General features: G+C 42.3%; 20 protein-coding genes and 1 pseudogene. 9 read left to right on the top strand and 12 right to left on the bottom strand.

What is annotated here, in order from left to right:
* Positions 1-295 precede the first annotated feature (295 nt).
* The 5 genes and pseudogenes from BCU34_RS11415 to BCU34_RS11395 all read left to right on the top strand — a co-directional run bounded on the left by BCU34_RS11415 (position 296) and on the right by BCU34_RS11395 (position 3,176).
* Entirely contained in the window at positions 296-931 is a 636-nt protein-coding gene (locus tag BCU34_RS11415; RefSeq protein WP_102478607.1) for an inovirus Gp2 family protein, read from the top strand.
* A gap of 156 nt (positions 932-1,087) precedes the next feature.
* Positions 1,088-1,628, top strand: a pseudogene (locus tag BCU34_RS11410) (inovirus-type Gp2 protein).
* Positions 1,629-1,697: 69 nt separating this feature from the next.
* Complete coding sequence (locus tag BCU34_RS11405; protein WP_017090816.1) at positions 1,698-1,883, top strand: AlpA family transcriptional regulator; 186 nt, start codon at positions 1,698-1,700, stop codon at positions 1,881-1,883.
* A gap of 81 nt (positions 1,884-1,964) precedes the next feature.
* On the top strand, positions 1,965-2,405 hold the full coding sequence (locus BCU34_RS11400) for a ribonuclease HI (protein WP_102478608.1): 441 nt from the start codon (positions 1,965-1,967) through the stop codon (positions 2,403-2,405).
* 270 nt (positions 2,406-2,675) lie between these two features.
* Positions 2,676-3,176, top strand: a complete 501-nt coding sequence (locus BCU34_RS11395; RefSeq protein WP_102478609.1) for a DUF6398 domain-containing protein — start codon at positions 2,676-2,678, stop codon at positions 3,174-3,176.
* 66 nt (positions 3,177-3,242) lie between these two features.
* On the opposite strand, the gene BCU34_RS11390 is transcribed toward BCU34_RS11395, so the two are convergent.
* The 9 genes from BCU34_RS11390 to radC all read right to left on the bottom strand — a co-directional run bounded on the left by BCU34_RS11390 (position 3,243) and on the right by radC (position 7,528).
* On the bottom strand, positions 3,243-3,824 hold the full coding sequence (locus BCU34_RS11390) for a DUF2913 family protein (protein ID WP_102478610.1): 582 nt from the start codon (positions 3,822-3,824) through the stop codon (positions 3,243-3,245).
* A gap of 251 nt (positions 3,825-4,075) precedes the next feature.
* On the bottom strand, positions 4,076-4,312 hold the full coding sequence (locus tag BCU34_RS11385; protein ID WP_102478611.1) for a hypothetical protein: 237 nt from the start codon (positions 4,310-4,312) through the stop codon (positions 4,076-4,078).
* A 42-nt stretch (positions 4,313-4,354) separates the two neighbouring features.
* Positions 4,355-4,615, bottom strand: a complete 261-nt coding sequence (locus BCU34_RS11380) for a hypothetical protein (protein WP_102434453.1) — start codon at positions 4,613-4,615, stop codon at positions 4,355-4,357.
* Positions 4,616-4,665: 50 nt separating this feature from the next.
* Positions 4,666-4,995, bottom strand: coding sequence for a hypothetical protein (locus tag BCU34_RS11375; protein ID WP_241905471.1), 330 nt, complete (start codon positions 4,993-4,995; stop codon positions 4,666-4,668).
* Between the two features lie 47 nt (positions 4,996-5,042).
* Positions 5,043-5,810: a transcriptional regulator gene (locus tag BCU34_RS11370; protein WP_102478613.1), complete on the bottom strand. Its 768-nt coding sequence runs from the start codon at positions 5,808-5,810 to the stop codon at positions 5,043-5,045.
* 137 nt (positions 5,811-5,947) lie between these two features.
* Positions 5,948-6,124, bottom strand: a complete 177-nt coding sequence (locus tag BCU34_RS11365; protein ID WP_004735711.1) for a hypothetical protein — start codon at positions 6,122-6,124, stop codon at positions 5,948-5,950.
* Between the two features lie 3 nt (positions 6,125-6,127).
* On the bottom strand, positions 6,128-6,571 hold the full coding sequence (locus BCU34_RS11360) for a DUF2787 domain-containing protein (protein WP_102437950.1): 444 nt from the start codon (positions 6,569-6,571) through the stop codon (positions 6,128-6,130).
* Positions 6,572-6,617: 46 nt separating this feature from the next.
* A complete protein-coding gene (locus BCU34_RS11355) occupies positions 6,618-7,055 on the bottom strand; it encodes a DUF2787 domain-containing protein (RefSeq protein WP_102478614.1) in 438 nt (145 codons plus the stop codon).
* Positions 7,052-7,528, bottom strand: coding sequence for a RadC family protein (gene radC, locus BCU34_RS11350; RefSeq protein WP_102478615.1), 477 nt, complete (start codon positions 7,526-7,528; stop codon positions 7,052-7,054). The genes BCU34_RS11355 and radC overlap by 4 nt, the downstream gene beginning before the upstream one ends.
* A gap of 255 nt (positions 7,529-7,783) precedes the next feature.
* Here radC and BCU34_RS11345 point away from each other — a divergent pair, with 255 nt between their 5' ends.
* Complete coding sequence (locus BCU34_RS11345) at positions 7,784-9,553, top strand: hypothetical protein (protein ID WP_102478624.1); 1,770 nt, start codon at positions 7,784-7,786, stop codon at positions 9,551-9,553.
* 257 nt (positions 9,554-9,810) lie between these two features.
* Here the strand turns inward: BCU34_RS11345 and BCU34_RS11340 are convergent, their stop codons facing one another.
* The 3 genes from BCU34_RS11340 to BCU34_RS11330 all read right to left on the bottom strand — a co-directional run bounded on the left by BCU34_RS11340 (position 9,811) and on the right by BCU34_RS11330 (position 12,039).
* Positions 9,811-10,746 carry an LPD25 domain-containing protein gene (locus tag BCU34_RS11340; protein ID WP_102478616.1) on the bottom strand — a complete coding sequence of 312 codons (936 nt, stop codon included), beginning with the start codon at positions 10,744-10,746 and terminating at the stop codon, positions 9,811-9,813.
* Positions 10,747-10,861: 115 nt separating this feature from the next.
* On the bottom strand, positions 10,862-11,554 hold the full coding sequence (locus BCU34_RS11335) for a hypothetical protein (protein ID WP_102478617.1): 693 nt from the start codon (positions 11,552-11,554) through the stop codon (positions 10,862-10,864).
* 89 nt (positions 11,555-11,643) lie between these two features.
* Complete coding sequence (locus tag BCU34_RS11330; RefSeq protein ID WP_241905470.1) at positions 11,644-12,039, bottom strand: DUF2787 family protein; 396 nt, start codon at positions 12,037-12,039, stop codon at positions 11,644-11,646.
* Positions 12,040-12,589: 550 nt separating this feature from the next.
* On the opposite strand from BCU34_RS11330, the gene BCU34_RS11325 reads away from it, so the two are divergent.
* The 3 genes from BCU34_RS11325 to BCU34_RS11315 are packed head-to-tail and all read left to right on the top strand — an operon-like array spanning position 12,590 to position 20,282.
* On the top strand, positions 12,590-15,217 hold the full coding sequence (locus tag BCU34_RS11325; protein ID WP_102478618.1) for a type I restriction-modification system subunit M: 2,628 nt from the start codon (positions 12,590-12,592) through the stop codon (positions 15,215-15,217).
* Complete coding sequence (locus BCU34_RS11320) at positions 15,210-16,436, top strand: restriction endonuclease subunit S (protein WP_102478619.1); 1,227 nt, start codon at positions 15,210-15,212, stop codon at positions 16,434-16,436. Before BCU34_RS11325 ends, BCU34_RS11320 begins: the two co-directional genes overlap by 8 nt.
* 9 nt (positions 16,437-16,445) lie before the next feature.
* The gene (locus tag BCU34_RS11315; protein ID WP_102478620.1) at positions 16,446-20,282 is read left to right on the top strand and encodes a type I restriction endonuclease subunit R, EcoR124 family; all 3,837 of its coding nucleotides are present in this window, start codon (positions 16,446-16,448) and stop codon (positions 20,280-20,282) included.

The following is a 20,282-nucleotide window of genomic DNA, read 5'->3' as shown; positions in this document are numbered from 1 at the left end:
TGTGCATTTCTTTGTTGATTTTTATTCGCTATAAATAATATTAACATAGTTAATTGATAATGTAATGGCAAGCTATAACTTTCGAGTTGATGATTATAAACGAATTCACTTTTATAATGTCTAAAATAGATAAGTAAGGTCGTTTTTTAGTTTTTTTGTCGGGAAAGGGATAGTTATCCGTATTGTTTTTCTGTAATGGTGATTTTAATTTTTTGGTATAAGTAATATACATAACTACTAAAATTAACGTTACTCCCTGTGTGTATGAGAGAGACACACAAATAGGGAGAACACTATGAATGATAAGTACACATCTGAAGATAAGTACAACAACTACGATCTACCTCAACCAACGAAACGAAAGCAACGATTCTTCTACCGTAAGTTTTACCTCTACAAGATTTCTCAATTGATAGAGAAAGCATTAAAGTATCACTCTAGGCTATCCGTGTTTCGGATAGACCTACACTTACCTAAGGATTTCGATGATGCCGATTCGAAAGTCATCACTCGATTCTTCAAATCCCTAAATGCCAAACTGGACGTAGATATAAAACGTAAAGAGAAAAGCTGGGGAAGGAGCTTGAGAAGCAAGACCAGTTACATCTGGGCAAAAGAGAAGAATACCTCAAAGCAGTACCACTACCATATCGCAATTTTCCTAAACAAAGACATCTATCATCGACTTGGTGACGTAGGAGCATCAGAAGGGTGCTTAGCTGCTTTAATTAAGCAAGCATGGTGTAGTGCTATCAAACAGGAGAAAAACGCTCTTGTCCATTTCTGCAAAAATGGCGTGTACTACTTAAATCTGAACTCATCTGACGTTCAGAAATCGAAAAATGAGTTATTCAAAAGGGTCTGCTATTTCGCTAAACCAAACTCAAAAGTATACGAGGGGGTCATGAGAAACTTTGCGACTAGCTCTTAGTTTTCTTAACAATCACGTTAGGCATCGTTCCTGTTGGAATCACAACAAACCACAGGAAACTTATCGTGCTAAATCTGTTCAACGCCACTCACAGTAGTTCAGAAGCGTCTAACTACCTTATCGTTACCGCATTCCACTACCTTTAACGATTATCCCGTGCTCTACAGTGAGCACGGACTGTATAAATCTGCCTTTACGAGTATGACCAACCTCTTTGAACAGGCACTAGAGCAGTTTGAGTTCACGTTAGTCATGCATTTGGGGCTATACCTTCCTAAAGACCACCCAGACACAAATTTGACCATCATCAATGACTACACCCACCAGCTTAAAGTGAAACTCAATACAGACTCACTCTATTGCTCGTGGCGTAAGCGAGCCGATAAATCCCCCTCACACTATTACCAAGTCATACTATTGCTTGATTACAACCAGTACTTTGGTTCCGCTATCTGTTGGGATAAACGTAATCAATTAGCCAACCACCTTAAAGAGGCATGGCAAGAGGCTGTACAGAGCCACTACGAAGGCAAAGAACGTTCATTAGTGTTATTTAACGACCGAGGTAACTACGGCTTAGGGACGCGCTGCAAAGAGCAAAAGTAGCGTAGTAAAGAACAGTGTATTTCACCGCATGAGCCGTCTAGCTGAGGCATGGGAAGAAGAGCAGTACTGTTTTGGTTCTAGCGAGGATTAACCCCACCGCACTTTTTTACAGCGGTGGCTTATCTCATGGGTATATACAAAATACAGGAGACCATTCCCAATGAGATTTCTAAAGTTAAAAGAAGTGATGGAGAAAACGGCTTTAAGTCGTTCAGCGATTTACCGAAAAATGAATAACGGTAACTTTCCATTATCAGTCAATCTTGGAGATAGAGCTGTTGCTTGGGTTGATGGTGAGATTGATGATTGGATGGAATCATGCTTGGGATTACGAGAGATCCAATAATAATCCAAGTAGCAGAAACATACTGACCACATCAACAGGGAGCCATTGAAGGCTCCCTTTTCAATTAGAGAGAGAAATAAAATGAGTTTTTCAATTTACGTAGATGGCGCAGCACCAAACAATCAACACGGATGCACACAGGGTGGAATTGGTATTGCAGCCTTTAATGAGCACGGTGAACTAGAGTATCAAGATAGCATCACTATCAGACGTAGTACTACCAATGCAGAATTAGAGCTAATGGCCTTAATCGAAGGTCTAGAGTATGCACAGGATGGCGATGTTATCTACTCAGACAGTGACTTTTGTGTGAAGGGTTATAACGGTTGGTTAGATAACTGGAAAGAGAAAGGTTGGCGTAAGTCAGATAAGAAGCCAGTAAAGAACCGTCATCTATGGCAACAAATCGACGAACTGCGTTCAAAGAAATACGTAGAGGTGTTTAAGGTCAAAGCCCATTCAGGTGATAAGGGTAATGATATGGCAGACTTGTTAGCTGTTGAAGCGGCAGAAGCCGAGTAAGAAGATTGTGCACAGTTTGTTGGCAAACCGCTAGCAGGCTGTGCGGTCGTATTTATGCTTTACCCCTAGAAACTATGATTCGTCTTTAGGATAGCGTTAAGCGTTTTTATAGATAACATATATCTGTAGGCTGATGCGATTTAGGGAGAGATCTAGTGGTCGTTCTGCTAAATGTGAGTCGATTCCCACGGGCATACACAGGCAGGGTTTGCACTTTTTTTTCAAATCGAAGATTATTGTTTATATCGTTTTACTGTTGATAAATTAATTATGCCAAAATCCCAAACAGTCCCTAAGTCTCTGACAGATAAATTTGACGAGATAACCTCCATCACAGACCAATTTTGTAACAGTTTCTTAAACGACGAATATGCAGAAATTATTCGTAATGCTGTTGCATCCCTTTGTCGAAAGCGTCCTTCACCATTAACAAAAGGAAAAGCTTCTTCGTGGGCATGTGGTATCACTCATGCCATAGGGATGGTCAATTTTCTTTTTGATGCAAGTAAAACGCCGCATATTAGTGCTGGAAAGATGTATAAAGAATTTGGAGTGGCAGAAAGCACTGGGCAAGGGAAATCAAAACAAGTAAGAACATTTCTAAAAATAAGACAATTTGATCCAAACTGGTCATTAAAAAGCAAGTTGGTTAAAAACCCTATGACATGGATGGTTTCAGTAGACGGTTATATTGTAGATATTCGTACCGCTCCAGTTGAATTGCAGCAGATGGCTTACGAGAACGGTTTAATTCCATTTATGCCCAAATAACATTTGGGAAGACGAGATCATCGAGTCTTATAACGCGTTCTCTGGTTGGCCTGATGCTGCTCCTCATTAAGCTGGGTGTATTAAAATATGGGCTTGATGTGTCTTTGCGTTCCACTCTTCCATTTCAGCAAGGAACAGGCCGTGAGCGTTAATCGTATTGATGAGCTTTGGTGCGCGTTCTAGTTTGATGAGCATCGATAGCGGTATTATTTGGTTGTTTTCTTGGTCAAAGCCGTGTTCGACTTGCTCTTCTAACATGTAAAGAATACCAAGCTCCGCTTCGCTGCATTCTTCAAACAATCGAGACTCAATACCTTCTTCATCATAAAGGTGTATGAGTAGATTATAGAGCTTTTCAGCACCGACGAGTTTCGTTTGATTCGATTGAGAATTGAGTTGATGCAGTTTCATTTCTAAGTTCCCCCCTTTTTTTCTCGCTACGCTGAGCATCAGTTTGATGTCTTTTTTAATATTCGACAATGACTTATCGCTGAGCTTCGGCTTGAGGTATTTTATCAAAATTTCATTACGCGTTGTGACTGGCACAAAGCGGGGAGATGCTGACACTTTACACAACAAGTGGAGTAAGGCGTGGGTAATGACGTTGTGTAGGTTGTGGTAGTAGTCAAAGTCTCGTTTGATTTGCATAGCCAAGGTAAAGTTGTTGTTTGGTTGTTAGGATATGGGGGCTCGCTGCTCTTTATCAATCACAATACTGACTCAGGGAGAGATTTTCCATAACGGTAGTCGTTCATAAATTGCTAATTTAGTGGATCAACTGAGCTGGAAATGTTCAAAAGTGTTTTAGTAGGGAAGCTGGTATGCGTATACAGAAGCAAAAAAAAAGAATGGGGAGCGTGATTGCTCCCCATTGTCAGTTTTAGTCTTGGCTGGTGGCATTACTTTTCTTTGATGGCTTCACAGCCTTTAGGTATCGCAACCGACGATACCAGTTTTCCTGCGTTTAGAGCTGCTTTCACATCCAGCTTGTATTGAGTGCATTTGCCTACACTGACGTTAACCGCTCCCGTTTCTACCGATGGATTACCTCCAAGCGATCCACCACCTTGAGCTAAAACAAAAGGTGACGCTAAGGTAGTAAGTAGAACAAGTGTGTTTGTTGTGATGTTTTTCATGGTGTCATTCTCACTATAATTTTAAAAAGAAAGTTGGGGAGATTAGTTAGCCGTTTGTTCAGCTTCAGGTGAACACTTATTCTTATCGGAGATCTGACCGTTAAGCTTTCCACACGCATCGGCTGTCCAATGTAGAAGCGCTCCAGCGACAAGAGTGGATTGAGGGCCTTGTTTTCCATTCCAGTGTTTCTCCAGATGCGCCTTAGAGATATTTGGTGTTCCACCGAGCGCAGCGTTTGCCATTGATGAAACGCTTAGAGATGAGCTCAATGCAATCGCGATGAGTACGTATGATTTTTTCATATTCGATCCTTATTGGTGTTGATAGATAGATGAGTTGTTTTGCTTTCGGTTTAGAAGGTGTAAACAAAGGTGCCAGCCGTTGACGTCACTTCAATTTCTTTTATGTTATCGACGGTGCAGTTGTTGCTGTATCCCGTGTAGGTTTCACCGAACTTCAATGAAACGTTTCTAGATAGCTCTGAGGCCGTACCAGCAGGAATACGACAATTACCTCGGTTAATCACAACGTCGGTGATGACGGTGTTGTTGGTGATGGCTTGTAGGTCAAAGACTAAGCTCCCCCAATGAGAGTTGGTGGAGATCGATACTTCTATATCCGCAACGGCTTCAGGAGACTCTTCCTGCTCAGTGCATCCTGTTGCTCCAATAAACAGGGCCATCGTGACTGCGTATCGAACCGATTGGTTTAGTCGATGTTTTAGTTTGGTCATGGGTTTACTCTCCTCATTGGTGAGTGAAATTCTGGGTAGCCTGCTCCTTCGTGAGCCAGCATGAACTGCTCAACATTGAAGTCAGAGGGATAGGTAAATGAAAATGTCGATACACTGGCCTCATCGATGAGTGGTAAGGCAACGGTGTGTATTGGATGTTGGTCGGATAACCGAAAGAGCAGCAAGAGCGCGTCACATTGAACCGAGAGTCCCAGTGGTTCAATGAGCGTTTGCTCTTGCTGCAAAGCTTGGCTAGAGACCTTTAGCATTCGGTTGTTAAGTAATGCTTCATGGACTGACCCTAAGACTTGTTGCTGCTTGTTACTCCAGCTTCTCGTATTAGGTAGGTTGAGGTGTACTTTGCTTAGCCAAAGTCGTTCTTTTGAAATGGCTGAAGCCTTATCCGGTAAGGGTTTGTCTCTCTCCGAGGGCCGACCCTGTCCATAATTCAGTGCATCAGGAATAAGCGGTTGTAAGTACTTGTTGGTCAGTTGCCAATAGAGCATTTCTTGCTTATTGAACGTCAGCAACTGCTCGGATGTTTTTCGGTAAACATGGGGCATGCTCATCGAATCACACTCCACGTTAAACACCTCCACAATGACTTCATCGAGGTAGCGTTTGATACTGCGGGTGGTGCGGTGGATATCGATTAGGGCTAACTGCTGCTGCAACTCCCTAACGGTGACCCATCGATGTTGAGGAATAAGCATCAGCGTGTGCAGCAAAGCAGATAAGCCTTCAATGCTGGTTTTATTGCTCATGGCTACTCTCTCAATACATAGCGCTCCACACCGGAGTCGGACATTTAATGTCGGGAGAATAGAGGTGGGTTCGACACATAATGTCCAACGGTTAAAGCGCCATCAATCGGCTTAGTGAAAGCGTGAGTCGATTAACATTATCGATGGTTGTTTTTATCTCTCAGCTCTGAGATGGCTACCAGCAACCCAATCAGCAGTACCACCAGAAAGCCTAAGGTCGTTAGGGTTCCAATGGCACCAAAGAAAGGGGAAAGAGAAAGTAACGTGATGAGGGCAGAGATAAGTTTGATGGTTTGTAGAAGAAGGGAAGTCATGAGTTATTGCGGGGTAAGGGTAATGTCGTCGAATACCTCCATCTCAACGTATGCGAGAAAATTACTCTCCCACAATTTATACAGCTCGATAGCCTCACGGTTATCTTTCATTGAAAACCAGCCGTGGTAGCTGGCAAAACATTGACTAGCGCGAAAGTCAAAATCTAAATTCCGCTCAAGCTCAGGGTAGTAGTTCCCCATATAAGCAAAGTCTGTGATGTACTCAACACACCATTCTCCTGTTGAAGACTGGCAAATAGACATTTCGACAGGGTGAAAGCCACCAGCATCAGCACTGTAACTTTTATCACGAAAGTTAAAGACCACATGACGGCTGGTGGAGAGCGTTTCATTGTTAAGCAAATGAGCTGAGTAACGCTCATTAAGCAAGGTATACAGCTTCTTAGAAACTGGTAGTGGTAATGACGTAAAGGCTAATTGGGACATCGACAGTCCTCCTTGTTTAGGGATAAATCAGAAAGTAGGTAGGGGATTAGTTAAACGAGCTGACTAGCGAGAGTTGCACGCTATCAAAGAGGTTTCGGGTTAGGTGGCGAGTTAATGCGTTCATCCAAGCGGTGAGCACTTCTTGCACTTCTGGATAAGATAAATCCGTTGTTCCTGTATCGGGTTGATAAAACCAACGATTAGCAAGGTGAAAGTACAACTCTGGCTCTACTGAAGTACTGTTGTCATTAGGGTAAGAAAAGCTTGCAAAGAACACGATGACCCATGACTCTGAGATTGACTCTCGTTTGAGCTGTATCTCAATCGGGTGCAGTCCTTGACGATGGCGGTAGTAACTCATTTGACGGCAGTTCAGTACCAGTCTTTCAGCCTGTTCAGGTAGTGTGTGACCAGTAAGAAGACTTTCTAGTGACGAGAGCAGTGCATCATTGATACTGATATCACCATAGTGTTGTTCAATCATAACCAGCCTCGCTCAGCAAATGAGGTGCAGGTTTCGCCCGTTACGATATGGTCCAATACGCGCACATCCACCAGCGCTAAAGCGTCTTTGAGTCTTTCGGTGATACGTCTATCCGCTTGTGAGGGGGTAGAGTCACCTGAAGGATGGTTGTGGGCCATAATCACTGCCGCTGCATTCACTTCCAACACGGCTTTTACTACTTCTCTTGGGTAGACACTGGCGGCATCGACGGTGCCATGAAAGAGCTCTTTAAACTCAATCAGTCGGTTTTGGTTATCCAGTAGCAGTAAAGCAAACACTTCACGTTCATAGCTGCCTAGCTTACAGCGTACATATTCTTTAGTGGCGTTAGGACTAATTAAGGCATCACCACGCACGTAGCGTGTGGCGAGTATCTCAGCCGCATGCTCTAGGATTTCATTCTCCTGATAGCGCTGTTGTTTTTTGTAATCAGAATTTTGGGTAGTTGCCATTACGGGCTCCTGTCGGATTCAATGATGGGTATTCACATTGATGACATATGCCTGAAAATTTTTGGGGTTAGGGTGCGAAGCGAGGGAAGATCATAAGGAAAGATGTGTTATTGAAGGGGGCGTATGGTTTGTTAGCTTTAGAGGTAGGCTAGAGAGGAAAGTTGTCCGAATGTAGAAGTTACGGAACTAAACGTTACTCACCCGTTTAAGCTCACAATACAATAACTAATGTTTGGTTTAAGATTGAAGATGCATATGAAAGACGACATTATTATGCCTAATTCAGAACTCCAACATAGCTTAAGGATCAAGATTATGGGGTGGCTAGACAAAGCTAAAAATGTTGCTTCACAGGCAAAGGATAAAATTTCAGATGTAGATACCGACGCTTTGAAGCAGCGAGCTAAAGATGTTTCTAACAATGCTGTATCCAGCGTGTCTGATAAGGCTGTAGAGGCCCTTTCAACTACAAAAGAATTAGTTTCTAATGTGGACGCAAAACAAGTTTTGGCTGATGTTAAGGCTAATGCTGGAGAATTCACAGAGAAAGGCCAGGCGCTAGCATCTGAGCAGATACAGAAATCAAGCAAGGCGATTTCAGGCGTATACTCTGAACAGGTAGATAACATAAAATCTCAAGCTACAAATGCCACAGAGTATTTGAAAAGTGGTCCCGCTAAATTGAATGCAATGGCTCGGTCTACTCTAGAAATAGATAAAGATACAATGCGGATGGTTAGCGACCTTCAGGAGCGACTTCCGGTACCTGCTAATACTATGGATGATATTTTCACACAATGTCGCGATGTAGCCATTCAAAGAGCTATGGCATCGTTCTTTCTAACTGGAACTATGGAGGCAATTGACCGGAATTCTGAAGCTAAATACGAAAACCTATCTGAATCATACAAAGACTATACAGCACGTACAAACATACGTGACCACGAAAATTATTCGGAAATGAAGAACATTCGGGCAGATGCTAGAGATACATTCAACTTTGTTGAAGACGGTTACAACAAAGGGAATCAAACCAGCCCATACGATGTAGACATTGAACACGTTATATCAGCGAAAGAGATATACGGTTCGACCATAGTTAAGGCTGGAACGAATGATGATCAGTTATTAGATGTGGTAAATGACAAAGATAACCTTATCTTCACTAATAGCTCGGTAAACAGATCAAAAGGACAAGTCCCTCTCGCTGAAGTTTTAGAGCGTTCAGAGCCTCACCCAACAAAAGAGGGTGTTAGAGTTTTGACTATCAATGGTGAAACCCATGAGATCAGCGAAGCAGACTGCCAAGAGGCACTTGAGAGATCAGAAGAGTCATTAGATTCACATAAAGTAGAAGCTGCAAAAGAGATTGGTTTGACGGCGGTTAAAACTGGTGCTGCCATGGCAGTTCAGCAGGTAATTGGTATGATGGTCGTAGAAACGATCGACATTTTCATGGAGGAGCTACAGCGTTTCTGCAAGGATTTTAAACTCTTTGATGAAAAGGGGATTATTGGCAATGTGCAAGAACTTCAGCAGCGTCTTTCTCAGAAGTTGAATCAACGTTTTGAAGAACGTCAAATCTGGGCTAAAGCACGAACACTGGGAATCGAGGCAGGAGTGAGCGGAGCACTGAGTGTTATTCCTCAAATCTTAATCTCAATGATCACCAAGATGCCGGCTTTTGTGCTCGGTATGATTCGAGAAGGTACTTTAAGCTGCGTCCGAAGTGTTCGTGTTTTGGCTGGTAACGATCCTAATAAACTACAGTCTATCAGTATCATTATGGCTAGTACCGCATCAGCTGTTGTAGGCCTCTATGTTAGCCGTGTAATTAGCACAGGGCTTGCAGGTGTACCATTGTTGAATCGCTTTAATAGCCAAATTACCTCAATTCTTTCGGGTTTATTAGTAACGGCGGTTCCATTAGTAGCTATCTACACTTTTGACCAGAACAAAAAACGTCTTATGTTTGCAATAAACAAAGACAAATCAACACCGTTATTTGAATCAGCGCAGAGTTAACCTCAGACCGTTTTTAGTCATCGTAATCAATCATAATTTTTGTTGCTATGTTCAACGATGGCTTTTCTTATCTTAGGTAATACGAGATTTTCGATACTCAAAGTTATTAATTAATTGCTACATTAGAAGAGTATGTAAAACGTTTATGTCCTCTTTTTTGATAACGAGCTGTGTGTTCACCAAGCGATTCTGTCGTTGATAACAGAAAAAAAAGAACACCGTCTAGATAGAGAGGCGAATAGATCGCCTCTCTTTTTTTATTCGTTTATCGCGATCTCACCTAAGGGCACATAACGTGCTTTGTTGTCCTCTCTGTAAAAGTTTTGCTTTTTTATTTGCCATCCGTAACGAATGTATTTGGTATCGGTTAGGTAATAGCCTTCCCCCATGGCAAAGCGCTCACGGTGTTCAACGCTTTTCTCAGGGTCATTAAGAAAAGCCGTTTCAGTGTGATTAAGGCATGCTTTGCGCAGCTCTGGAAATAGGTTTCGAGAGTGTTTCGACCAAGCGAGAATGATGGTCTTTAGCGTTTTGGTGTGAAACTCTCCAGCATACGGTTCACTGATTTCAGCGTCATAGTCCGTGAGTGTGGCAACAATCACGCCCTTTGCCCATTGTGGTACTTCTAAGGTCTCTTGAAACGCCTCCTCCGCTTGTTGGTGTTCACGCCACGCTCTTTCCCGCTCCTGTTGTTTGGCTTCTTCTTTTGCAGCTTCTTCGGCTTTAGCTTGCTCCTCGACCTGTTTAACTTGCATACGCCCTAGGTCTACGAATGAGTGGTCCAATTCATAAGTGTTTATGAGTTCGATTAACTGCTGGTGGTGTTTGTCATAAAGCCAAGGCTTATCGACATCCCCTTTATGCTGACGGTAATAACGAGCCATACTTAAACAGTGTTCAGCAAAACCCTGATCATTACCACCACAGCCTAAATCTAAGCGGCATTCGTGCTGATATTCATTGTCAAAGGTCACGGTTACTTTTGTTTTGTCGTACCCGCCTAATGGATTGCGTTTAGCAACCTCCAGAGCTTTCTTTTCGAATTCATTAAAGTCATAGAGTGTTTCTTCAGTGAACTCGCGAGATTCCGACCATTGGACAAGTACCGTGTTCGGTTTAATTTTTTTTGCCTCTGATGTGAGTAAAGAATCCTGTTGGTCTTTGGATGAGCTGTTTGGTTGTGTTGTTTGCATGAGTGCTTCCTTTTTACGAATAAAATAAAAAGACCACCTTGATAACAAGGTGGCCTCTAGAGTGGTGGGTGAACGTGTTTGTGGGTCGTTAAGCTGGTGGGTTGTGTTTAACGTATTAGATAGAATGCTTCTTTACAGCGTGATAGGGCGGCTCTGAGCCATTTATCCAGCACTTGCCTTGGTAGCCATTGATGAGCTGCTGAAAGAGCCACATCTCAAAAGCAGACTTGGGTTTTATTGCGACATCAAAGCCATCGTCATCAAATCGTTGCCGTTCTTTCCAAGTTGCATCTAAATCACTTAGCTGCGTTTTTAACTCATCTAGTTGGGTTTGTTTGGATTTCTCTAATGGCGCTTTAAGCCATACCTCTAGGGTGTGGCAATACGGCATCACTCCATAGTCTTTAGCGAGGTTCAAAGTGTTACGTAATGCTCGTATCCAACCTTCTGCTTTGGTATCGCGACCATTGAGTTTGACATCTCCAGATTCAGCGGCTGCTGACCAGTCACAACCGTATTTTACGAGTAGTTGGTTGAAGGTGTTTACACCACAGAACTGCCAGCTACGTGCTCGTTTGTTTGTCTCCGTGTCAAAGAGATTACTAGAGCCAATGAGCATGTGGAGCATGAGTAGGTCATCTTCACGTAGCCTAAGTCTGTAACGTTCATACAGGGCTTGTTTGAGTTCGTTGTTACTTCGGGTGTCTGTGTGGTTGAGGCGTTCTCTGAAGAAGGTACAGGCTTGCTGAGCGACATCTTCTTTTGGTACACGCAGTGCTAGTTGTTCATAGACAATGTCATAGGACATAAGGGTTTCTCCTGTGAAAGAGTAAGGTAGTAAAATCATGGTGATACTAGAAACGAGGGGAGAGAGTGGTTATTAATTGTGCTCAGGTATTAGCGGCTACGCAGCTCGACTTGGTTGTAGACTCCCTTGGCTAAGTTAGCGATAAATTTGGATTCCCATAGCTTATATAGCTTGTCGGTGTTGGGGGCAGTCATACTCTTTAGACCAGAGTATCGAGTGAAGACTGTGTCATGAGTGAAATCGAACTCAATGTCTCGCTCAAGTGTCGGGTAAGGGTATCCATTGAAGCTAAAATCTGTGATGCAAAGGATTGAATAGAGGTTGTTAACGCCTTTCGCCAGTGCAATCTCAACAGTGTGGTAGCCTCCATGTTCAGCGGAGTAGTGCTTGTTCCTGAAATAGATGATGTGATGCCCATCTGCGAGTCCTGTGTGTTTGTTTAGAACGTTGTTTAATGTATCCAGAAGAGCCAGAGAGATAGGCAAAGCTGTCTTGTTGAAGAAGTTGCGGGTAAGGGATTTCTATGCATAAGCAGCTCCTTTTTCTATCGGTGGAGTTATGCATAGTGATGAAATATATTTGAAAAGATTTGGATTCGAATGGATGGCAGGGGAGAAGGGCGTGATGCTGAATAGTGAGTCATTTAGGCTAAAACAAAAAGTTACATATGAAACCGGAGTGCTGAAAGTTTGGTTTTGCGCATTGTTGATTCTTTAATTCTCCCGTATTCTCCGTGTTTCAAAATGGACATAGAACTAGCGAGAGTACAACTCGGTGGTTGCTGAGATGGTCGCGATTAAAAAAAACAGCGACATAGTTAAAGTCAGCTTAGAAAAACACTTAGAGACTTGCCTTTAAAGATAGGCACTCATCAGCTTCAAACTCGGTGGTTTTTAGCGTTTAAGAGTGAAGCTCTTGAAGCGTAAATACCAGAGCAAGAAGTTCAGGCTTAACTGAGTCCCTAAATACAATATGACGAACATGTGCCGACTGTTTCACGATGTCGGTCAATAGTTGAAATGAATTGAGTAAAATATGAATAAGCAACAATTAGCGGCAAAAATCTGGGAATCAGCGAACCAGATGCGTTCAAAGATCGAAGCAAACGAATACAAAGACTACATCTTAGGTTTCATCTTTTATAAGTACCTCAGCGATCAACAGGTGCAGTTTGTCACCAAAGAAGGGATGACGTCTGATGAAGTCAAAGCGCTAACAGAAGAAGACGCTGAAACAGTCAAATACATTCAAGATAACCTTGGCTATTTTATTGCTTACGAAAATCTGTTTTCAACGTGGGTTGATCCAACGTCCGACTTTGATGAATCTAACGTACGTGATGCACTTTCTGCTTTTAGCCGTTTGATTTCTCCTACTTACAAAAAGTTGTTTGAAGGCATCTTTACTACTCTAGAAACCGGGTTAAGCAAACTCGGAGAAAGCGCGGGTAAGCGAACTAAAGCTATTAGCGACTTACTGCACTTAATCAAAAGTATCCCGATGAACGGTCAGCAAGGTTATGACGTTCTGGGTTACATCTACGAGTACCTGATTGAAAAATTTGCAGCTAATGCGGGTAAAAAAGCCGGGGAGTTTTATACGCCTCATGAGGTCTCGGTTCTCATGTCGCACATCATTGCTCATGAACTCAAAAATAAAGACACCATTGAGATTTACGATCCAACGTCCGGCTCTGGCTCACTCCTTATCAATATTGGTGAGGCTGTTGAAAAATACGCTAAAAACAAAGACAGCATTACCTATTATGCGCAAGAGTTAAAAGCGAATACTTATAACCTTACCCGTATGAATCTGATCATGCGTGGTATTAAAGCCAGCAATATTAAAACCCGCAATGGAGATACTCTAGAAGACGATTGGCCATACTTCGATGAGAACGACCCACAAGGCACTTACGATGCCTTATACGTGGACGCCGTTGTTTCTAACCCGCCGTATTCACAACAATGGGACCCTAGCTATAAAGATAGCGATCCTCGTTATTCGCGTTTTGGTCTAGCCCCAAAAACTAAAGCCGATTTTGCCTTTCTATTGCACGATCTCTATCACCTAAAGCCCGATGGTATTATGACCATTGTATTACCTCATGGTGTGTTGTTCCGTGGTGGTGAAGAGGGGGAGATCCGCAAGCAGCTTATTGAGCAGAATCACATTGATGCCATTATTGGTTTGCCGGGTAATATCTTCTTTGGTACGGGTATTCCAACCGTGATCTTGGTGCTCAAGCAAAAGCGACAAAATACCGATGTATTGGTTGTTGATGCTTCTAAGCACTTTACTAAAGAAGGCAAAAACAACAAGCTGCAAGCGAGTGATATTAAGCGTACTGTCGATGCCGTGATCAATCGAGAGAGCATCGATAAATTCTCGCAAGTAGTGAGCAAAGAAACCTTACGCAATAATGGTTACAACTTAAACATACCACGCTATGTGGACTCTTCAGTGGCGGCTGAAAGCTGGGACTTACACGCCACCATGTTAGGCGGTATTCCTAACAGTGAAATTGATGAACTCAATCCATATTGGCTTGCTTTTCCTGAACTACGCAGCGCCTTGTTTGCGGCTAAATCTTCTGCGTACAGTGAGCTGGCCATTGCTAAAGACGCAGTCAATACAAGCATTAGCAGTCATCCACAGGTGGTAGAGTTTATAGCAGGTTACAAACAAGCTTTTGCAGGGTTTGATGACGACTTAAACACCAAACTCATTCAAGATTGGGAAGGGGTTAAACGCAATCAACAAGAGGCTTCATTAAGTGTTGAGCTATTTAACCGCCTAAGTCCTATTGCTTTAATCGATAAATATCAAGCCTATCAGCTTCTAAACAACCAATGGCAAATCATTAGCGCCGATTTAGAAATGATGCAAACCGAAGGTTTTGATGCGACTAAGCAAGTTGACCCAAATATCGTTATCAAAAAGACAAATGGTAAAGACACGGAAGTACAAGACAAAGCGACGCCGTGGAAAGGTCACATTCTGCCTTTTGGCTTAGTGCAAAAAACTCACCTAAGCGACGACCTAGCAGCACTGGCTAAACAAGAGAATCGTTTGGCTGAAATCTCAAGTTCACTTGAAGACATTTTAGAATCGCTTAGTGAAGACGATAAAGAGCTAGCTACGGTCAAAGAAAGCAACGATGCTTTTGTCAATGCTGAAGTAGCAAAAGCAGCTAAGGTATTCTTGAAAGAGCAGAAAGACAGTAACGTTAAGTTCACAGAAGACAGTCTTGTACCTGAAGAAAGCTACAAGGCCAAAATTATTCGTGCTAACAAACTTATCAACGAAGAAAAGGCTCTAAAAAAAGCAGTGAAAGAGGCAGCAACTAAACTGCATCTTAAAACCAAGACCACCATTGAGGGCTTAAGCGACGAGCAAGTGAACAATCTACTGCACCTAAAATGGATTGAGCCATTAAGCAGCGAGCTCGCTGCAATGCCAAGCAGTTTGATTACCCAGCTAACCAACAAGGTGCAAGTTCTTGCCGATAAATACGAAGTTACTTACTCGCAAGTCGCGAGTGATATTAAAACCACCGAAGATGAATTAGCGGAAATGATGGACGGGCTTACGGGTAACGAGTTTGATATGCAGGGCCTAGCTGAACTGAACAAGCTATTGGAAGGTCAGTCGTATGAATAGCATGAAAGGAATACCTGCAATTCGTTTCAATTGTTTCGAAGGTGAGTGGACGTTATCTAAGCTAGATGATGTTGCTGATTTTTATGATGAACTCAGGAAGCCAATAACTGAAAGTGCTAGAGAATCTGGCCCATACCCTTATTACGGGGCTTCTGGAATTATTGACTATGTTAAAGATTATATTTTTGATGAAGAGATGATTCTTCTCAGTGAAGACGGAGCAAATATTTTAGATAGAAATTACAGAGTATGCTTTCTGGCGAGTGGTAAGTACTGGGTTAATAATCATGCTCACGTAGTTAAGGCGAAACGAGGTAACAATAATTTCTTCATATGTGAAAGTTTAGAGCGTTTACGTTATGACAAGTACAACACAGGAACAGCACAGCCAAAAATAAATCAAGATGTTTGTAAAAAATTACCACTATATACAACTAGTAACGATGAACAAACAGCTATCGGTAACTACTTCCAAAAGCTCGATAGTCTAATCAAGCAACACCAACAAAAGCATGACAAGCTCAGTCACTTGAAAAAAGCGATGCTGGAAAAGATGTTCCCCAAGCAAGGTGAAACCGTTCCGGAAATCCGTTTTAAGGGGTTTAGTGGGGAGTGGAAAGAGAAATTCTTTGGAGCATGTTTTGCTAACGTACCAAATAATACCCTTTCTCGTGCTGAGCTAAACTACCGAGTTGGATTGGCAAAAAACATTCACTATGGAGACGTATTAATTAAATTTGGTGAAACTTTAGATGCAGATAGTGAACTGATACCGTTTATTACAAATAATGAAGTTGTTAATAAGCTGAAACATACCGCTTTGCAGAGTGGTGACATAGTGATTGCTGATGCTGCCGAAGATAATACTGTTGGTAAGTGTACAGAATTACTCAATGTAGGTGAGCTGTTGGTTTTTTCTGGATTGCACACTATTGCAGTTAGGGCAACCCTGCCTTTTGCTTCTAAGTATCTTGGTTACTACTTAAACTCAGCTTCATATCATGACCAGCTTTCATCATTGATGCAAGGAACAAAAGTACTATCAATATCAAAGACCGCAATACAGAACACTCTTGTAGTATTTCCAAAGAACGTTGAAGAGCAAACCGCTATCGGCAACTACTTTCAAAAACTCGATACGTTGATCAACCAACACCAACAACAGATCACCAAGCTCACTAACATCAAGCAGGCTTGCTTGAGCAAAATGTTTATTTAAGGAATGACTATGACCATTTTTAAAACCGAAGCGCAATTTGAGCAGGCTTTTATTGAAGTTCTTATCCAAAAAGGATGGGAGCCTGAAATATTTAAAAACAAAACAGAAGCCGAGTTACTGCAAAACTGGGCAAACATTTTGTTTGAAAACAACCGCCAACAAGATCGCTTAAACGATGTGCCGCTGACTACCACTGAAATGCAGCAGATTATTGAGCAGATTAAAGAGTTGAAAACACCGCTCAAACTCAACGGTTTAATTAATGGTAAAACGGTCGCGATTAAACGAGACAATCCTGATGACTCGCTGCACTATGGCAAAGAAGTCAGTTTGAAAATTTATGACCGCCAAGAGATCGCTGCTGGTCAAAGCCGTTACCAAATTGTGCAGCAACCCAAGTTCGAACGAGGTAGCCCGTTACGTAACGATCGTCGTGGTGATGTACTGTTGCTAATAAACGGTATGCCCGTTATTCATATTGAACTAAAGCGCAGCGGAATTCCGGTCAGTCAAGCGGTCAATCAAATTGAAAAGTACTCTAAAGAAGGCATTTTTAGCGGACTCTTTTCGCTTATCCAAGTCTTTGTTGCGATGGAGCCGGATGAGGCTAAATACTTTGCTAACCCCGGACTAGATGGCAAGTTTAACCCTGACTATCAATTCAGTTGGGCCGATTATAATAACGAGCCTGTGAACCACTGGAAGGATATTGCCTCTACGTTGCTATCGATACCTATGGCACATCAGTTGATAGGTTTTTATACCGTCGCTGATGATACCGATGGGGTCCTTAAAGTCATGCGTAGCTATCAGTATTACGCTGCGAATGCGATATCGGATCGAGTTGCTAAAACCAACTGGAAGCAGTTAGGTGGTATAAACAATAAAGATAGGCTAGGTGGTTATGTATGGCATACCACAGGCTCTGGTAAAACCATGACCAGCTTTAAGTCAGCGCAGTTGATTGCTCAATCAAAAGACGCCGATAAAGTAATTTTCTTAATGGACCGCATCGAGCTTGGTACTCAGTCTCTACTTGAATATCAAGGGTTTGCCAGTGATGGAGAAGTGGTACAAGCCACTGAGAATACCCATGTACTGGTGACCAAACTAAAGAGCACTAAACCTGCTGATACTTTGATTGTCAGTTCCATTCAAAAAATGAGTAATATCTTTGAAGAAATGGGTGATGAGGGAGTAGCAACAAACTCGGCTGATATTGAAAAAATTCGAGCTAAGCGTTTGGTGTTTATTATCGATGAGGCTCACCGCTCAACGATGAGCGCAGGAAAAGAAGATAAAGAAGGCATGTTGGTCAGGGTAAAAAAAACCTTTCCTAAAGCTCTCTTCTTTGGTTTTACAGGCACGCCCATTCATGAAGAGAACCAAGTTAACAGTAATACGACTACTGACGTGTTTGGTAACGAGTTGCACCGCTATAGCATTGCCGATGGTATCCGTGATGGAAACGTGTTGGGTTTTGACCCTTACAAAGTTTCTACCTTCAAGGACGGCGAACTAAGAGAAGAGATCGCTTTACAGCAAGCTAAGGCTGACTCGGTTACTGATGCGATGGCAGAGTCTGGCAAAAAGAAAAAGTTTAATCACTTTATGAATGATGTGCCGATGGCGGGTTATAAAGACGCCGCAGGTAAATATCATAAAGGTATTGAAGACTATGTTCCTAAAAGCCAATATTTGACGGAGGCTCACCAAGAAAAAGTCGTCGCTGACATCTTGGATAAATGGGATGTACTGAGCCAAGGCAGTCAATTTCACGCCATTTTAGCAACGAATAGTATCGCTGAGGCGATTGATTATTATCGCCGTTTAAAAGCCGAGAAACCTGAGCTAAAAATATCGGCCCTATTTGACCCTAACATTGAGAACGATGGTAGTGGTGACCGTGGCCCGACGTTTAAAGGTGATGGTCTAGAAGAGATTATGGCTGATTATAACGCCCGCTATGGCCTAGAGTTTGACTTTGCTCGCCATTCGGCCTTTAAAAAAGATATCGCCGCGCGGCTTGCTCATAAAGAACAATATAAGAATATTCACAAAGAGCCTTCAAAGCAGCTGGACTTACTGATCGTGGTCGATCAAATGCTGACTGGCTTTGATTCCAAGTGGTTGAATACTTTGTACTTAGATAAAGTGATTAAGTATCAGAATATCATTCAGGCTTTCTCGCGTACTAATCGTTTGTTTGGTCCCGACAAACCTCACGGCATTGTTCGTTATTATCGCTATCCACATACCATGGAGCAGCACATTAATGATGCTGTCAAACTCTACTCCGGCGACAAACCTATTGGGCTTTTTGTTGATAGGCTGGCAAGTAATATTGAGCTTATGAATAGGGTGTCAGCGGATATCTCTGAGCTGTTTGCTAGTTCAGGTATTGAAAATTTTGAAACGCTGCCAGACGATGTAGAGCTCTGTGCTAAGTTTACCGAATTATTTAATACCTTTAACAAGCACCTAGAAGCTGCCAAAGTACAAGGTCTGAATTGGGAGCAGTCTACCTATACTGACTCATTAGAAGGCGAGAGCTGTGTTGAGCGCGAGGTCACTCTGGCTATCGATGAACTCACTTACATGAGTTTAGTTCAGCGTTATAAAGAGCTTGCTGGCAAAGGGGACGGTAAAGGTGAAGGTTCAGGTGGTGATGTCCCTTTTGATATCAGTGGTTATCTAACTGAAATAGACACGGGTAAAATCGATGCCGACTACATGAATAGTCGCTTTGATAAATATCTAAAAGAGCTTAATCAGCACCAAGATTCCACAAGTGTCGAAATAACTCTCAATGAGTTACATAAATCATTTGCGTCACTAAACCAAAGTGAACAAAAGTATGCCAAGCTCTTTTTGCACGATTTGCAGCGTGGGGATGCACAGTTAATTGAAGGCCATACTTTTAGAGACTACATCAACGACTATCAAAATCAGAAGGAACAGTTGCGAATAGCCGCTATTGTTGAGGCTCTTGGTTTAGATAGCGATTTACTTCTCCAGTTGATGGGTGGGGATGTTAATGAGCAGAGCATTAACCGTTTTGGTCGCTTTGATACGCTGAAATCAACGGTCGATAGAACTAAGGCAAAAGTCTACTTTGAACGCCTCGAAGGAGCGACGATCCCCCCGTTCAAACTGAACATGCGCATTGATAAGTACCTTCAAGAGTTTATCTTTGGGCAAGCGGAAGATTTTCTGGAAGATAGTCGGATAGATACTCACGAAGAGAGTCAAAATGTTTCCCCTAAGCCACTTGTTTTTGGTGATATTAAGCTCTATCGAGCAGACCAAGTTCTAGAGCTTAAAAACGCTGTTGAGTTGGGTTCAGTTACCTTTAAAACAGATACCTTGTATGAAGACAATCCCGCTTCGTTATTATCAACAGGCTGCTACAGTGAGCTAAAGCAACTTGGGGTGGTGTCTTCTCATGTTTTAGATACGACGCTTACTGCACTTTTAGAACTCGAACAGGTGACAAAAGATCTTGATCTTCCCCTTTATCAAGAAGGTCAGAGTGGTATTGTTTGGGCTCTCAAAGAGGTAAGAGAGGGGAGCGTAGTTGATGAGTTTATTGCTATTGCTGTTCAATATGCTGGAGATGAAAGCTATAAGCCATTTATCGAAAATGTTATTTACGATGGTGCAAAAAGTGTTCTGTTTGCCAGCTTTGTTGTATTGCCAAAAATGGCATTCAGCAAACTAAAAGCTAAGCATGAAGAACAAAAAGAGCGTAATGCTGAAAAGTCTGCCATTGAAACTTCGCCAAACGTCATTGATTTTAAAATGAATAAGAAGCTAGCAGAAAAATGGGGAAATACAGCACACTAA

The sequence above is a fragment of the Vibrio sp. 10N.286.45.E10 genome (assembly GCF_002874195.2).
GTDB classification, from domain to species: domain Bacteria; phylum Pseudomonadota; class Gammaproteobacteria; order Enterobacterales; family Vibrionaceae; genus Vibrio; species Vibrio crassostreae.
The sequence above is the reverse complement of the archived record's forward strand: the minus strand, read 5'-3'. Positions and strand labels throughout refer to the sequence as shown.

What these genes read in the sequence shown, in the direction of transcription:
- BCU34_RS11365 (WP_004735711.1), bottom strand. Translation starts at nt 6,124, where the DNA reads ATGACTTCCCTTCTTCTACAAACCATCAAACTTATCTCTGCCCTCATC.
- radC (WP_102478615.1), bottom strand. Translation starts at nt 7,528, where the DNA reads ATGGCAACTACCCAAAATTCTGATTACAAAAAACAACAGCGCTATCAG.
- BCU34_RS11390 (WP_102478610.1), bottom strand. Translation starts at nt 3,824, where the DNA reads ATGCAAATCAAACGAGACTTTGACTACTACCACAACCTACACAACGTC.
- BCU34_RS11380 (WP_102434453.1), bottom strand. Translation starts at nt 4,615, where the DNA reads ATGAAAAAATCATACGTACTCATCGCGATTGCATTGAGCTCATCTCTA.
- BCU34_RS11325 (WP_102478618.1), top strand. Translation starts at nt 12,590, where the DNA reads ATGAATAAGCAACAATTAGCGGCAAAAATCTGGGAATCAGCGAACCAG.
- BCU34_RS11345 (WP_102478624.1), top strand. Translation starts at nt 7,784, where the DNA reads ATGAAAGACGACATTATTATGCCTAATTCAGAACTCCAACATAGCTTA.
- BCU34_RS11315 (WP_102478620.1), top strand. Translation starts at nt 16,446, where the DNA reads ATGACCATTTTTAAAACCGAAGCGCAATTTGAGCAGGCTTTTATTGAA.
- BCU34_RS11405 (WP_017090816.1), top strand. Translation starts at nt 1,698, where the DNA reads ATGAGATTTCTAAAGTTAAAAGAAGTGATGGAGAAAACGGCTTTAAGT.
- BCU34_RS11370 (WP_102478613.1), bottom strand. Translation starts at nt 5,810, where the DNA reads ATGAGCAATAAAACCAGCATTGAAGGCTTATCTGCTTTGCTGCACACG.
- BCU34_RS11355 (WP_102478614.1), bottom strand. Translation starts at nt 7,055, where the DNA reads ATGATTGAACAACACTATGGTGATATCAGTATCAATGATGCACTGCTC.
- BCU34_RS11375 (WP_241905471.1), bottom strand. Translation starts at nt 4,995, where the DNA reads ATGGCCCTGTTTATTGGAGCAACAGGATGCACTGAGCAGGAAGAGTCT.
- BCU34_RS11400 (WP_102478608.1), top strand. Translation starts at nt 1,965, where the DNA reads ATGAGTTTTTCAATTTACGTAGATGGCGCAGCACCAAACAATCAACAC.
- BCU34_RS11415 (WP_102478607.1), top strand. Translation starts at nt 296, where the DNA reads ATGAATGATAAGTACACATCTGAAGATAAGTACAACAACTACGATCTA.
- BCU34_RS11340 (WP_102478616.1), bottom strand. Translation starts at nt 10,746, where the DNA reads ATGCAAACAACACAACCAAACAGCTCATCCAAAGACCAACAGGATTCT.
- BCU34_RS11360 (WP_102437950.1), bottom strand. Translation starts at nt 6,571, where the DNA reads ATGTCCCAATTAGCCTTTACGTCATTACCACTACCAGTTTCTAAGAAG.
- BCU34_RS11335 (WP_102478617.1), bottom strand. Translation starts at nt 11,554, where the DNA reads ATGTCCTATGACATTGTCTATGAACAACTAGCACTGCGTGTACCAAAA.
- BCU34_RS11385 (WP_102478611.1), bottom strand. Translation starts at nt 4,312, where the DNA reads ATGAAAAACATCACAACAAACACACTTGTTCTACTTACTACCTTAGCG.
- BCU34_RS11395 (WP_102478609.1), top strand. Translation starts at nt 2,676, where the DNA reads ATGCCAAAATCCCAAACAGTCCCTAAGTCTCTGACAGATAAATTTGAC.
- BCU34_RS11320 (WP_102478619.1), top strand. Translation starts at nt 15,210, where the DNA reads ATGAATAGCATGAAAGGAATACCTGCAATTCGTTTCAATTGTTTCGAA.